16 protein-coding genes and 1 tRNA gene are annotated in these 13,816 nt (G+C 23.7%); 6 read left to right on the plus strand and 11 right to left on the minus strand.

Features of this window, described 5'->3' with window-relative positions:
• Positions 1-16: 16 nt before the first annotated feature.
• A complete protein-coding gene (locus DDW03_RS01035) occupies positions 17-634 on the plus strand; it encodes an eS1 family ribosomal protein (RefSeq protein WP_228615212.1) in 618 nt (205 codons plus the stop codon).
• Here the strand turns inward: DDW03_RS01035 and DDW03_RS01040 are convergent, their stop codons facing one another.
• The 5 genes from DDW03_RS01040 to DDW03_RS01060 all read right to left on the minus strand — a co-directional run bounded on the left by DDW03_RS01040 (position 635) and on the right by DDW03_RS01060 (position 4,546).
• Positions 635-1,783, minus strand: coding sequence for a class I SAM-dependent rRNA methyltransferase (locus tag DDW03_RS01040; RefSeq protein ID WP_228615213.1), 1,149 nt, complete (start codon positions 1,781-1,783; stop codon positions 635-637).
• Positions 1,773-3,095 carry a hypothetical protein gene (locus DDW03_RS01045; RefSeq protein ID WP_228615214.1) on the minus strand — a complete coding sequence of 441 codons (1,323 nt, stop codon included), beginning with the start codon at positions 3,093-3,095 and terminating at the stop codon, positions 1,773-1,775. Before DDW03_RS01045 ends, DDW03_RS01040 begins: the two co-directional genes overlap by 11 nt.
• 23 nt (positions 3,096-3,118) lie before the next feature.
• Positions 3,119-3,982 carry a hypothetical protein gene (locus tag DDW03_RS01050; protein WP_228615215.1) on the minus strand — a complete coding sequence of 288 codons (864 nt, stop codon included), beginning with the start codon at positions 3,980-3,982 and terminating at the stop codon, positions 3,119-3,121.
• 38 nt (positions 3,983-4,020) lie between these two features.
• Positions 4,021-4,104, minus strand: a tRNA-Ser gene (locus DDW03_RS01055).
• A 34-nt stretch (positions 4,105-4,138) separates the two neighbouring features.
• Positions 4,139-4,546: a hypothetical protein gene (locus DDW03_RS01060; RefSeq protein ID WP_228615216.1), complete on the minus strand. Its 408-nt coding sequence runs from the start codon at positions 4,544-4,546 to the stop codon at positions 4,139-4,141.
• Positions 4,547-4,581: 35 nt separating this feature from the next.
• Between DDW03_RS01060 and DDW03_RS01065 the strand changes: the two genes are divergently transcribed.
• From DDW03_RS01065 to DDW03_RS01080, 4 genes are all read left to right on the plus strand, one after another.
• The gene (locus tag DDW03_RS01065) at positions 4,582-4,788 is read left to right on the plus strand and encodes a MoaD/ThiS family protein (protein ID WP_004578186.1); all 207 of its coding nucleotides are present in this window, start codon (positions 4,582-4,584) and stop codon (positions 4,786-4,788) included.
• Between the two features lie 31 nt (positions 4,789-4,819).
• On the plus strand, positions 4,820-5,737 hold the full coding sequence (locus DDW03_RS01070) for an SIS domain-containing protein (protein ID WP_228615217.1): 918 nt from the start codon (positions 4,820-4,822) through the stop codon (positions 5,735-5,737).
• A gap of 54 nt (positions 5,738-5,791) precedes the next feature.
• Positions 5,792-6,355, plus strand: coding sequence for a cysteine hydrolase family protein (locus DDW03_RS01075; RefSeq protein WP_228615218.1), 564 nt, complete (start codon positions 5,792-5,794; stop codon positions 6,353-6,355).
• Between the two features lie 145 nt (positions 6,356-6,500).
• Positions 6,501-7,088 carry a GNAT family N-acetyltransferase gene (locus DDW03_RS01080; protein WP_228615219.1) on the plus strand — a complete coding sequence of 196 codons (588 nt, stop codon included), beginning with the start codon at positions 6,501-6,503 and terminating at the stop codon, positions 7,086-7,088.
• A gap of 139 nt (positions 7,089-7,227) precedes the next feature.
• On the opposite strand, the gene DDW03_RS01085 is transcribed toward DDW03_RS01080, so the two are convergent.
• The 4 genes from DDW03_RS01085 to DDW03_RS01100 all read right to left on the minus strand — a co-directional run bounded on the left by DDW03_RS01085 (position 7,228) and on the right by DDW03_RS01100 (position 10,150).
• Positions 7,228-8,115, minus strand: a complete 888-nt coding sequence (locus tag DDW03_RS01085; protein ID WP_228615220.1) for an ABC transporter permease — start codon at positions 8,113-8,115, stop codon at positions 7,228-7,230.
• A gap of 2 nt (positions 8,116-8,117) precedes the next feature.
• Positions 8,118-9,113 (minus strand): ATP-binding cassette domain-containing protein, encoded by a 996-nt coding sequence (locus DDW03_RS01090; RefSeq protein WP_228615221.1) that lies wholly within the window; start codon positions 9,111-9,113, stop codon positions 8,118-8,120.
• Positions 9,114-9,456: 343 nt separating this feature from the next.
• Entirely contained in the window at positions 9,457-9,801 is a 345-nt protein-coding gene (locus DDW03_RS01095; RefSeq protein WP_228615222.1) for a nucleotidyltransferase domain-containing protein, read from the minus strand.
• On the minus strand, positions 9,782-10,150 hold the full coding sequence (locus DDW03_RS01100; protein WP_228615223.1) for a HEPN domain-containing protein: 369 nt from the start codon (positions 10,148-10,150) through the stop codon (positions 9,782-9,784). The genes DDW03_RS01095 and DDW03_RS01100 overlap by 20 nt, the downstream gene beginning before the upstream one ends.
• Before the next feature lie 198 nt (positions 10,151-10,348).
• Between DDW03_RS01100 and DDW03_RS01105 the strand changes: the two genes are divergently transcribed.
• Entirely contained in the window at positions 10,349-11,317 is a 969-nt protein-coding gene (locus tag DDW03_RS01105) for a hypothetical protein (protein WP_228615224.1), read from the plus strand.
• A gap of 240 nt (positions 11,318-11,557) precedes the next feature.
• Here the strand turns inward: DDW03_RS01105 and DDW03_RS01110 are convergent, their stop codons facing one another.
• Positions 11,558-12,988, minus strand: coding sequence for a hypothetical protein (locus DDW03_RS01110; RefSeq protein ID WP_228615225.1), 1,431 nt, complete (start codon positions 12,986-12,988; stop codon positions 11,558-11,560).
• Between the two features lie 56 nt (positions 12,989-13,044).
• The coding region (locus DDW03_RS01115) for a serpin family protein (RefSeq protein WP_228615226.1) at positions 13,045-13,816 on the minus strand (772 nt) is incomplete at its 5' end.

Below are 13,816 nucleotides of genomic sequence, written 5' to 3' on the forward strand. Positions count from 1 at the left end.
TTTATGATTTTATTAAATGGCATATAATAAAAAGTATGCTGATTGGGGTAAAAAGGTATGGGTAGATATATATGCACCTGTAGAAATATTTAATGAAAATAAAATTGGAGAAACACCAGTAAATAAGGATAATATTGAAAATGTTATTGGAAGAACTGTAGATTTAAATCTTGCATTTGTATTGAATAATTTTAAGTATCAGAACTATAAGGTTATATTTCAAATAAATAAAGTATCCGGATTAAAAGCTTATACAGAAGTAAAGGAGGTAATGTTGTATCCATCATATATAAGAAGAATAACCATGAAGGGAACATCAAAGATAGAAGATTCATTTATAGTAAAAACAAGTGATGGATATGATGTAAGGATAAAACCATTAGTTATTACAAGATTTAAAGCACATAGATCACAAAGAACTGAAATAAGAAAAGTATATAGAAAATATTTAGAAGAGAAAGTTTCTTCATTAAAATATTATGAACTCATTGAGAAAGTAATAAATTATGATTTACAAAATGAAATAAAGCCAGCATTAAATAAAATATTTCCTGTTAGTTATGTTGAAATAAAGAGAATAACAAAAATAAGTCAAGCTAAACAAAGAATTCAACAAGCAGTAGAAAATAAATAGTTATTTTTTAATTTCTATTAGAAATCCTTTAAGATATGATAATTCTTTATGTGGAAATATAACTTTATGATCTAAAGCTTGATTAAATTTATACAATATTTCAAATTTCTTATTTTTTCTTCTTATTAATGTTCTAATTAATGAATAAAATTTTCTTTCATTTAAATCTTGAGAACATGAAAACGTTATTAAATATCCTTCATCAATTAAATCTAAGGCAATGGAATTTATTAATATAAAACTTCTAATTCCCTTTTCATAATTTTCTGCCAATAGATCTGGAGGATCCAATATAATTATATCAAATTTCCTTTTTTCTAAATAAAATTGTTTTAATATTTTATATGCATTACCATTTATTACATTATAATTTTCTATATTATTTAATTTCAAATTTCTATATAACATGCTAGTTGATTCTTTATTTTTTTCAATAAAATATTTTTCCTCACCATTAATAATTATACCAAAAGATCCTGAATATGAAAATACATCCAAAACTCTATCTCCATATAATTGACTAACAATTTTCCTATTTTCTCTTTGATCTAAAAACCATCCGGTCTTTTGCCCCTTTAATATATTTATATAAAATTTTTTATTTACTTCCTCTATTTCAGTTTCATATTTATTTCCATAAATAAACCTCTCTATAGGTTTTAAATATGATCTTTCCCTTTGTTTTCCAATACTCTTTTCATAAATTGTAATATCTTTTCCATATACATCTATTAATGCATCTCTAATTATATTAATATTTTTGTCAAAAAAAGCATTTGAATTTTGTATTACAAATATATTATTATATTTATCTATAATTAAACCAGATAAAAAATCTGATTCTGAATATATCAATCTATAATGATCTTTATAATTTATTGTTTTTTCTCTATATTCTTTCGCTTTCTTTATTTTTTCCTTTATCTCATTATATATATCTATATCTTCATTATATGAAAATATTCTAATATAATGATATTGATCTTTTGGATTTATTATCCCCCAAGCTAAAAAATTATTATTATATTTTAATTTAACCAATTCGCCAGGTTCTGCCTCAATTTTTTTAATCCAATTTACAGAAAAAACCTGTCTTCCTTTTTTTATTTCTCTTTTTACCCTTTCTCCAACTTCAATTTCATATTGCATATTCGGTTGATAATATTAAATAATACAAACCAGAATTTATATTGCCCATATTTATTAAATCTTTTCCAAATTGTAAATAATTATAAGAAGTTATAGAAAATCCATATTTATTATAGTAATAATAATCTAACTGTTCTATCGATTTTATAGTATCATTACTAATATAATTTGTACTATTTGTTATATATAAATAATATAAATTAGATAAATAGTCCATTTTTTCAAAACATGATAAATTTAATGGCAATTGATATTGATATAAATATTGCATTAATGTATATTGTTGATCTATTAATGAACATTCATTTTCTTTATATATATTATCTGTTATTGATAAAAATTGAGCCCAACCAATTGCTGAATAATATCTCCAATATGATTCTTGTAAATTATCTAAAGTTTCATTAGCATTTTCTAATCTTGATATTACTTGATATTTTATTTCTTCACATTCATAATTTCCAAAGCATTGATAATTATTTATATAATTGTAAAAATCTGTTATATCTTTTTCTAATTCTTCTCTAGTTATATTTGGATAAAATTTTGGATTAGTAACTTTTTGTTCAAAACATAAACTTGCCGCTGTATAATAATCTCCCAAAGAAATATAATAATTTACAGTACTATTATTTATTCCACTACATATTTCATTTGTTATATTTTTCATAACATCTATATAATCTTGAGGAACATTATATGTACTATTAAATTGCTCTCCAAAATATATTTTTTCCAAATCTAGTATTGTATATACAGGAATTATGTTAGAATTATTATAATATGGAGCCACCATATATGGAAAATATTGTAAAGTTGCATTTAGTTTATATCTAATACCTTCAACTGGTGCTATTATTCCATTTGGTAACATAAAACCTGTGATTGGATAATCAACTATTGCAGTTTTATTTGATAAGGCTTCTAAAACAAGTAACGTTAATCCTGCAGTACCTGAAAATCCTTCTGCAAACAATACATCATTTGAACTAAAATAATAATCATAATTATTACATTTATTTGGATATATATTACATGCAGCAACCTTTGCAAATAAATATGCTAACTCATAATCATCATATGATATTGGAGGAATACTTGCATACACATTTCCAGAACCTGGGGATATTCTTAAGAAAAACTGTGTAACTTCTCCAGATAAATTATTTGATTGATTTAGAACCGCAGGAATATATACTGAATATTCATTACTATATGAAAAATTAAATCTTTCACTATATAATATTAATAGAAATCCTAATAATACTATAAATAATGCAATTAAGTAATATAATATAATTCTTTTGCTCATTTTATTCAAAATATAGGAAATCTTTATAAATTTCTATTATCCACATAATTTGAAGATTTAATTATTTCATCTAGATTTTTTAGATAATATTTTACTATTTTTTGATTATAATATACTCTAAAATCAATTTCAAAGTAATATATTTTTTTATTGTTCATATTTGTAGTTCTTATATCTTTTAAACTTAAATTATAGACATTATATTTTATTGCACCTCTTTTAATTATTTTGAAATTCTGTTCTATTGTTTTTTTCGCCCAATTCACATATCCCAAATTCTCAGAATAAAAATAAATTATTCCATAAAGATTAATTTTATCTGTTTTTCTAATTAAGTCAAATTCTTGTGTCCTCTTTAATAAATATTGATATAACATTAATTGGCCTGAATTTATTTTTATTAGTCTGAAAATTTCTCTATTTAAAATATCTTCCCTTGATTCTTTTACATGATCGATAAAGTCAGTAAGATTAAAAGACTTTACTTCATGAATCTTTGCTTTATTATACATATCACCTTCAAAACTTAATCCATCAGGTTCTCCAACTATTAATATACGATATCCGTTACGGTATTCAATCGATATTAGAGGATATACTTTAGATTTTGTTTTTAATATTAACATTTTTTCAAAATGACTTGCAAATTCTTTATTACTAGCATACCAACGATTTTCTTTAGATATTTCATTGCTTCCTTTTTTATTATGTTTAACAAGAAGACTTGCAGCTACTACAGGTATATTTCCATATTCTTTTTTTATTTTATTTTCTAAAAAATCCTCTAATCTCTTTAGATATGAACTATCATAATTAGGATTATTTGTTTTTTCTTGTAAGTCTCCTATTAAAATTTCTAATATTGATACTCCGTGATGATGGTACATAATTATAGTAATTTAGTAAAGTTTATTTATAAAATAAACGCCGCGGGTGGGATTTGAACCCACGCCCCCTTTCGGGGAATGGATTAGCAATCCATCCCCTTGGGCCACTCGGGCACCGCGGCATATTAGATTTTTTAAAAATTATTATTTATAACTTTAAGTTGTTATGTTATACTCTATATCGTATAAAACATTATCAAATGTATACAATAATTGAATTAATGTATTATTCTCAATAATTATATTTTTTACATAGCATAATACTGATTGATTTGAATATATTATTTCTTTTTCACATGTTAAATTGTATATATTATCGGTTATATTTAATATAAAATTAGAAGTATTTATATATGGCAATTGATAATCAGTTATATTTAAATATAAAATATTATTTATATAATTTGCATTATATTGATATGGATTTGGATAAAATGTTATATTTATTGGCATATTTTCTGAACTACTTATATTTTTGCCAAATAATTTATAAAAGGCTATATAAAATATTACAAAGAATATTACTGCAAGCGCAATAAATGTTATTATGTCTTCTTTTTTCATTAAAATTTTTTAAGAATAAAACTTAAAAAATATTAATGAAAAAAATAAGGGTATTTATCGAAAGATATTATACTGAAAATAATATTGAATTTAATGGAAATACTGTAAAAGATTTATTAAATATGTTAAACTTAGATCCTTCAAGATTTATTGTTGTAAAAAATGGAGAAATTGTAACAGAGGATGATATAATAAATGATGGAGATTATATAAAAATATTGGATTCTGTTTCTGGAGGATAAATTTATAATATCTAAAATATTTTTCTATTTTATGTATGATCCGTTTTATTTAGATTATTATTCAATAATTAAAAAATATGAAAATATTGAAGAATTAAATTATAAAAAGGTATTAATATCTGGAATGGGGGGTTCTGGAATTTATGGAGATTATACAAAACAAATATTAAATGATAGAGAAATAGTTGTTTGTAAAGATTATTTTTTACCAAAATTTATTGATAAAGATTGGTTAACAATATTTATCTCATATTCTGGAGATACTGAAGAAACATTAAATTGTATGAACGAAGCAATAAACAATGGAAATAAAATTATAGCAATTTCTTCTGGAGGAGAAATGGAAAAAATAGCTAAAGAAAAAAATTTATATTATATAAAAATAGATAACAATTATCCAGCAACAAGATATACATTTCCAGTAATTTTAGGAATAATTTTATCTATATTAGATAAGAAAAAATATTATGAACTATTAGAAATATTAAAAAATTATAGAGAAAGATTAAAAGATTTATCAATATTTGTAAATGATGTAAAAAATCCAATAATGATTTATACAGATGTAAAACATGAACCTGTTGCTTTAGCATTAAAGATGCATCTAAATGAAGATGCAAAATGGTTTTCTGAATATGGAATAATTTCAGAATATAATCATCATGATTTAGAAGGTATATCAAAATTAAATATAGATTTTATTTTATTGAAATTTAATTATTATGAAAGAATTGAATATAGGATAAATTATATGAAAGATTTATTGGAAATGTATGGAAATAATGTTCTTTTATTTGATTTAAAATATAGAAATTTAATGGAAGAACTTGTTTTAGGTACATTATCATTAAGAACTTTTACATTAAAACTGGCAGAAAGGAATAATGTAGATCCTTATCATAGTAAAAATATTGCAGGACTAAAAGCATTTTTAAAGAATATTAAATAAAGTTCTGATTTTGTTTGATGATAATTTTTTAACTTATAAATTAATATTTAGTTTATGGAATGGTATAATAAAGATGAGATGAAAAAGTTAATAACTAAGAAAAACTCTGTTCTTGTAGTATGGGATGTACAAGAAGCTCTAGTTAATTCAATATTTAATAAAGATGAATTTCTTACCAAACTTAAAGAATTAATAAACTCTGCAAGACAATATAATATTCCGATAGTTTACACTAAGATAACACCTTTACCAGAAAGATTTCAGCCTCCATATTTAAAAAGGAGATTTAACCCAGGAGATATAGTAAAAGAAGTGTATCCTACAGAAAATGATATAATAATAAATAAAAACACGACTTCTATATTTGTAGGAACTAACTTTGAACTTATGTTGAGAAATGCTGGAATTAATGTTATTATTTTTACAGGAATTGCTACAGATATTGGGGTAGAGACTTCAGCAAGGCATGCCCACGCTTTAGGATTCTTACCAATAATAGCTAGAGAAGCGGTATCTTCTTCTGACAAACAAGCTCATGAAAGATCTTTAGCCAACATGAGTAAACTAATGTTAGTTCTAGACAACAAAGAAATAATAGAAAGGTGGAGTTCTGAATAATAAATTTTTTAAATCATTTTAAACTTTATTAATCATAATAATTAGTACTTAAGTAGCTATTTATAAACAAAATCTTTATCTAAATAAAAAAGAGAATAAAGTAGCAAATACAAAGCTTAAATATATCAGTGTTGTTAATGTAGATATGAAAATAGAAATAGATGGTAAGTTAATACAAATAATAGAAGGATCAAATGAAAGAGTTAGGGATTATCTAGATTTTATGAATAAACTTTCTCATGATCCTGACAATTATACATTAAGTAGATATAGTAAAATAGATGAACAAAAAATTATTGAATGGTCCAAATCTTGGGGAAAGAGTACTATTATGATATTAGCATACAATGATTCTAAAGTTGTAGGGTTTTTTCAAGCAACACGTGGTAAATATTTTGGTCCTGATAGACAATTTCATGTTGCAGAAATAGCCTATGCAGTTGATAAAGAATTTAGAGGTAAAAGATTAATATATATTTTATTTAATGAAGCAATAAAAAGGCTTGAAAACGTTAAAATACTTACTGCATGGGTAGATGAAAGGAATATAAGATCCAGGAAACTTTTAATAAAGTTGGGATTTGAAGAAACCTGTAAAATTAATAAATTTATATATTCTGAGAAAGAGAAAACGTTCTGTAATCTTATAATGTATATAGGAAATATAGATATAGTTAAGACTAAATTGGAAGAGGAGCTAGCAAAGAGAAATTATAATTTATATGAAGAATAATTCATATTATTAGAATTTGAATATTTCAAATTTCTCATGAAATTTTACTTTGTCAATAAAAGATTTTTTCCGAAAAAGAATACCAATCTCTTATCTTTCTTTCAACCCAATAAATATTAAACAAAAGGGAAAAATATTTTTAAGAACTAATATACTTCCATGATAAAATTATACCAACTATAGAAAGAACTGTGGCAAATATTATAAGATATATAAAATCTATTGTTAGGTTTGTTTGTATACCGAGTAACATTCCTCTTATTACCGCATTTGAATAAGTTAATGGATTTATTTCTGCAATTGGTTTTAACCATGAAGGCATTGAATTTATAGGATAAAATGCATTGCTAGTAAATAGTAATGGTAAATTTACTAAATTCATAACTGCCATTTGTGACTGCCACGAACTTGCCCTAATAGCTATCATCAAAAATAAAGAAGAAAGTCCAAATGACATTAAAAATAGAGCAGCATAAGCTCCAAGAAAGTCAAATATATTTATTCCAGGATAAAAGGACATTCCCAATAATACTGCAACAATTAGGACAATGGTGGCTTGTACCAAAGATCTAATTACTGAAGATAATACTTTACTTATAATTATGTTACTCCTTGATACTGGGGTTGTTAAAAGTCTATCCAATACACCCAGCCTTCTATCCCATACCATTGACATACCGCTTTGCATTGAAGTAAACAAAACTATAAAAGATAACATTCCAGCAGCTAGATAAGAAAAATAATCTGTTGTTCCAAAAGTTTGTTTTAATATTTCTTGCCCAATTTGATCAATTATTTCTTTTGGTATATTCAATCCTGGTATTGAAAGAGTTGTACCTGAGAAAAGAGCTTGTAAGTTCATTGCTTTCCCGAATAGTGCTATCCAAAGTATTGGTTGTATAATAGATAATAAAAGAATTACTGGAGCCTTGTACCATTTCTTTAACTCTCTATTTGTTAAAGTCCACAAACCATGGAAAGGGGATCTATCTATATCCTCTTCTCTATTTTTTATTTCCTTAACCATCTTTATTCTCTAGCTCTTCTCAAAGTTCTTCTCATTGCAAATACTTCTTTCGAATCAGCCTCCTCATCCCTCATTTTTCTACCTGTATATTCCATATAAACTTCATCCATTGTAGGTTCTGTTATTGACATTTTTAATACTTTTAGACCACTTTTTATTAATTTTTCAAGAATTTTAGGAGCCATTTCTTCTCCATCCTTTACTTTTATCCTTAGCATATTATCAACTTTCTTTATATCAATTATACCATCAAGATTTTGTAATAACTTTATAGCTTCATCATCATTTGAAGTACTCAAAGTAATTACATCACCTCCTATACTTTCTTTTAATTCTTTAGGTGATCCTATAGCAAGTATCTTACCATGATCAATTATAGCTATTCTATCAGCATAAAGATCAGCTTCTTCTAAATAATGGGTAGTAACAAATATAGTCATACCATATTCTTTCTTAAGCTTCATAATATAGTTCCAAATTGCACTTCTAGTTTGAGCATCTAAACCTATAGTTGGTTCATCTAAGAATAAGATCTTTGGTCTACTAATTAAAGACATTGCTATTTCTAGTCTCCTCCTCATTCCTCCGCTATATGTTTGTACTTTTCTATTCATTGCTTGAGTTAATTCAACCATATCTAATAATTCCTTAGCTCTTTCCTTAGCTACATCCTTCTTTATACCATAAAGCCCTGCCATTAACATCATATTTTCCCATCCTGTCAAATCTTCATCAGCAGTAAACTCTTGAGGTACTACTCCGATAGAGTTCCTTACTTTTGCTGGTTCTTTAATTATGTCATAACCATTAACTATAGCAGTTCCTTCAGTAGGTTTTAATACGGTAGTTAACATTTTTATAGTGGTTGATTTTCCAGCACCATTGGGTCCTAGAAAACCAAATATTTCTCCCTCTTTAACTTCAAAATTTATATGATCAACCGCTACAAATTTGCCAAAAGCTTTAGTAAGATTTATTGCTTTTATTGCTTCACCCACTTTTATGATTTTATCAATTTTCTTTAAAAGCTTTCCTATTTCTTATCTATTATATAAAGTTGGTTCTACATAAAATAAATTTTGTTAGATGCTTTTTCTATTCTAGACATTTATATAGCAAAAATAAAGTTCTTTCCAATAGAATATGAAAAATTTTATATAATGATTATGAATAATAACTTGAGAAATTGAAATATTGTAAATTTAAAATACATTAAAGTTAGAAGAGATAATTAAATCATTAAATCTTAAATTTGTAAAGACTGTTTTTCTAATTATTAGACTTAGAAATATATATTTAATAAAGATTAATAAAAACTTTTAAATACTTCTAATATAAAACTTAATATTCTTCATATTTATCAATAAATTTTGAATACCAATTTTTATATTCTTCTTCAGATATTATATGTAATTCTATAGGATCTTCTATACCTAATTTTTTATATATTTTTGCAGCAATTTCTGCTCTTTCAAAATTATCCTTAATATTTGGTAATATTATCAATATATCTATATCACTATCTATTCTATAATTTCCTCTAACAATTGATCCGAATAAAATTATTCTACAATTTTTATCTATTTCATTAACACAAATTTCTTTAATTCTTTTAACATATTCTCTCGCATTTTTTAATATTTTAATTCTTTCTTCCCACTTATTTTTAAAGTATTCCAAGTACATTTAATATATTTTTAACTACTTGATAAGCCTTTTCTGCAAATTTTTTATCATATGTAAATGGTAAATATCTTGAAGAAATATATGCTTGTTTTATTAATTCTAAAGTTGTATATTCTACATCCATTATTTCTTTTAATTTATTATCTTTCGCTAATTCAATAACTTTATTTAATAATATAATAATATCATTTGTTTTATCATATGTTCCAGTTAGTTCATATAATTTATATTTTAAACTTAATTGTAATGATTGTTCTAAATGAAACATAGCTAAATTATATTTTCCTTCATTTAAATTTCTTTCTCCTTCTTTAAAGAAATCTATTGAATTATTTTTAAGAAAATCCATATAAATTTTTTATTTTATAAGTTTTAAAATCTTCTTTTTTATTATTCGAATTATTTATTTCTTCTTTTAATTACTAGAAAATTTATTTATAATAATTTATATAAAAATTTGTTTAAGAAGCTATCTATAGTTTTTATAAATTTAATTCTCTAAAAACATTTAAAAACTTTTAAAATTTTACTACCATAATATAGTAGTATGAGTAAGTTATATGAAGAATATAAATGGTCAGAATTAGTAAATGATGAAGTAAGAAAATATAGGGGTAGCATAAGAGAGGGATCTCTCTTAGATGAATTCTTAGAACTTGCTAAAGAAAAGAAAGAGAAAGATCCAACAGTATATATAATAGATCGTTCTCTATTAAAAGAAATTGTAGGATGTGCTTTAACTGATGGATATAAAATACAAGACCAACAAGCTAGATTAGAATACTGTGTTAATGAACATTATTCTGAACTACCTGCAGATATTAAAGATATATTGAAAAGTATTTCTGAGGATGGTATACCACAAGAAAAAATTTACCTAGATAAAATACTACAAATGGACTCAAAATCTTTAGAAGACTTTATAGATTTATATACACAAAATATCGGTACAGGATATACTTTTTGGAGTCCATCAAAAACAAGAATAGTAATAATAAGAGATGACTTATTTTCCGGATCTGACCCTTTACTTAAAACAATTATACATGAATATGTTCATTCAACTGGTAAAGACAGTTCTGATATTTTCCCAATGACTTATCCTATGATAAATGATATAATTGAAAAGCATATAAAACCTCACGATCCTAGATATAAAGAATATGATTATAAGAAAATAAAATATTTGATGTTGAACCTTGAAACTACAACAGAACTATCAGCAATATATATATTGCAAGATTCTGACTTAATAGAGCCAATTATAAATAGAAAAGAATTCTTAGAGAAAAAACTTTATCAAATTAATCAACTAAAAGAAAAAACTGGAATTTCTAAAATTCCAAGAGAAGATGCAATCCTTGCTTATTTGGTAGGACATTTTATATTTGAACAAAAAGATAAAAATGATGATATAAGAGAAATATCGAAAAAGACTAATAAGATCATAGAAGATGTCTTAAGATTATATATTAAAGAAGTAAAGAATAAATCCGAAAAAGAAAATAGATCTTAGATTATATATTATGACTTGATATATTTTTAGAAGAATAAATAAAATCCAAAACAGATATATACGAAATATAAAAATATATTTTTTAGGGACATAAGAAATTTAAGTTAGAAAAGATTTTTAATATAAATGTTATAATCAACTTACATTCTTTGGTTAATTTAAATACCATCTAACATTAACATATAAAATTATAAGTATAATGAGAGCATAAAAAATATAGTAAAATAATTATATAAATTCCTACCTACTCATCTTTTCTATTTTTTTCGTAAAATTAATAAGAATCCACTTATAATATGTACTTTCATGTGAAAAATAATTACACCAAGCCCCAATTTTTCCTATATTATCTTTAATATGGAATAATCTGTATGCAAGAATCGTAGATAAATAACCTGATTTATCAAATTTATTTATTTCTTCAATAGCATCTAATATTTTTGTAATTAATTTTCTTTTCTTTCCATATTTTTTAACTATATGATCCAAAAGTTTTATCAAATAATCCGAAGTTAAACTATATTTACTTATTATACCTCTATATATTTCTTCCAATATTTTAGAGTCAGTTATAAGTTCATAAGGATCTCTTTTATTTAATTCATTTTCTAAATATTCTAAATCTTTTTCAGAATTTATCAATCTATATAATCTAAAAGAAACAAATTGAGGATAATATTTTAGTATATTTGAGTATTTTGTAAATAGATCCTTTCCTATTAAATTTATAACATTGTATAATTTATCATAATCTATAAAATTATACTTTTTATTATTTGTATGAATTATTATATATCTAACAATTCTTCCTCCTTTATTTATTAACTGATTAAATATTTCTAATTTTATTTCCTGATTTATTTTTTCATTAAAATATATATTTTCAAAGTACTTTGTTAGAATAAATAAGAAATCTTTTGCCTTTATTTTTTCGAAATTTATATTATCTATAAGATCAATAATTGAAGGATTTCTAACAACCTGATTTAAAATTAATATTAAATCTTCTTCATTTTGTACTTTATAATATAAACCATTGGAAGAAAATATATTTAATAATTTTACAAATTTTTCCTTCGGAATTTTATCTTTTAATTTTATTATAAGATAAGGTTCTCCACTAAAACTTCCAATAACTTTTATTATAAAGTCTCTTACTATCTTAATATCTATATCTTTATCAACAATTAAATTTAAACTCTCAGATAAAGCTGTATGCATAACTATTCTTAGTTTATATTTTTCTTTTATTAAATAAGCCAAAGTCTCTAATAAAACTTTTATTCTTTCTTTATCTAAATTTTCTATATTTTTTCCAATTGTTTCTATTATAGACATTGTATTTATTTGGTATAAATCTTCAAATTTCCTTAATATACGTATCAACCTCTTCAATATTTTTTTACCAAACTTTTCTCTAATTAAATATATATACGTTAAAAATTCTTTTGGAATATCTAAGATCTCTTTTACTAAGAATAATCTTCGAAAATATATAGTAACTACATCATTATTAATCATTTCTTCAACAGCTTTTTCACCTTTTAATCTAATTAAGTGATCTATATTTTCACAAATAATTCTTCTCATTTTTTCTATATCTAAATCTTCATAAACTTCAGGATATCTACTCAATGTTATTCTACTTAAAAATTCCTCACAATATTTCATAATATTAATATTTAATTTTAAATTTTAATTTCTTTATTATTTATTTATCGAGATTTCTAAGACTGAGGATCTACAACCTGGCCAATAAATAATATTTCTTTTGTCCTTAAATCAATTATCATAAATATAAATGGTCTATTTATTTTTATTATTGTTTGTCTTGGAATTATATTTATTGCTGCTCCTATTCCAACTTCTGTAATAGTTACTGCAGCAGCTTTGGTTCCTTCTTCATTATTTTCAATATAAGCAGCCTGCTTAAATAATGAAACATATAAATTCTCATTAGAGCCTTTAGAATATACTATATTTGAAAGATTTGAAGATCCTGGATTAAATATTGTATTTATACCCAAGGATTCGAGATATGGTATTAAATTGTATTCATCACTAAAACTAAACTTTGGCATGTATAATTCATTTGCTACAGTTCCATTTAAATTATTTAAATAATAATATAAGTTATTTAAAGTAAGATTTGATAATATATCTGATAAATTACATAAATTTTGTCCTTCTAATCCATCACATGGATTAGCTACATAACCGTATAAATCGTAATAAGGATTATATGGAAGAATTACAACCATAGCCATATCATTTCCTTTATAAGGTATTTCTATAACCCATATATTACCAAAAACCCCATCTTCTAATGAAACATCATTTGCAACCATTGTTGGCACTTTTATAACATTTGTTGGCGAAATATAGAAATTTCTAGGTTTAGTATCCCCCTTATTAAATTGTGTTGCCCATTTTCCATAGAAATATATAGCATTTACTATAACTAATAATGTATTTTCATCAATATCACATGGTGATATT

The sequence above is a fragment of the Candidatus Nanobsidianus stetteri genome (assembly GCF_003086415.1).
Lineage (GTDB): Archaea > Nanobdellota > Nanobdellia > Nanobdellales > Nanobdellaceae > Nanobdella > Nanobdella stetteri_A.

What these genes read in the sequence shown, in the direction of transcription:
- DDW03_RS01035 (WP_228615212.1), top strand. Translation starts at nt 17, where the DNA reads ATGGCATATAATAAAAAGTATGCTGATTGGGGTAAAAAGGTATGGGTA.
- DDW03_RS01040 (WP_228615213.1), bottom strand. Translation starts at nt 1,783, where the DNA reads ATGCAATATGAAATTGAAGTTGGAGAAAGGGTAAAAAGAGAAATAAAA.
- DDW03_RS01045 (WP_228615214.1), bottom strand. Translation starts at nt 3,095, where the DNA reads ATGAGCAAAAGAATTATATTATATTACTTAATTGCATTATTTATAGTA.
- DDW03_RS01050 (WP_228615215.1), bottom strand. Translation starts at nt 3,982, where the DNA reads ATGTACCATCATCACGGAGTATCAATATTAGAAATTTTAATAGGAGAC.
- DDW03_RS01060 (WP_228615216.1), bottom strand. Translation starts at nt 4,546, where the DNA reads ATGAAAAAAGAAGACATAATAACATTTATTGCGCTTGCAGTAATATTC.
- DDW03_RS01065 (WP_004578186.1), top strand. Translation starts at nt 4,582, where the DNA reads ATGAAAAAAATAAGGGTATTTATCGAAAGATATTATACTGAAAATAAT.
- DDW03_RS01070 (WP_228615217.1), top strand. Translation starts at nt 4,820, where the DNA reads ATGTATGATCCGTTTTATTTAGATTATTATTCAATAATTAAAAAATAT.
- DDW03_RS01075 (WP_228615218.1), top strand. Translation starts at nt 5,792, where the DNA reads ATGGAATGGTATAATAAAGATGAGATGAAAAAGTTAATAACTAAGAAA.
- DDW03_RS01080 (WP_228615219.1), top strand. Translation starts at nt 6,501, where the DNA reads ATGAAAATAGAAATAGATGGTAAGTTAATACAAATAATAGAAGGATCA.
- DDW03_RS01085 (WP_228615220.1), bottom strand. Translation starts at nt 8,115, where the DNA reads ATGGTTAAGGAAATAAAAAATAGAGAAGAGGATATAGATAGATCCCCT.
- DDW03_RS01095 (WP_228615222.1), bottom strand. Translation starts at nt 9,801, where the DNA reads ATGTACTTGGAATACTTTAAAAATAAGTGGGAAGAAAGAATTAAAATA.
- DDW03_RS01100 (WP_228615223.1), bottom strand. Translation starts at nt 10,150, where the DNA reads ATGGATTTTCTTAAAAATAATTCAATAGATTTCTTTAAAGAAGGAGAA.
- DDW03_RS01105 (WP_228615224.1), top strand. Translation starts at nt 10,349, where the DNA reads ATGAGTAAGTTATATGAAGAATATAAATGGTCAGAATTAGTAAATGAT.
- DDW03_RS01110 (WP_228615225.1), bottom strand. Translation starts at nt 12,988, where the DNA reads ATGAAATATTGTGAGGAATTTTTAAGTAGAATAACATTGAGTAGATAT.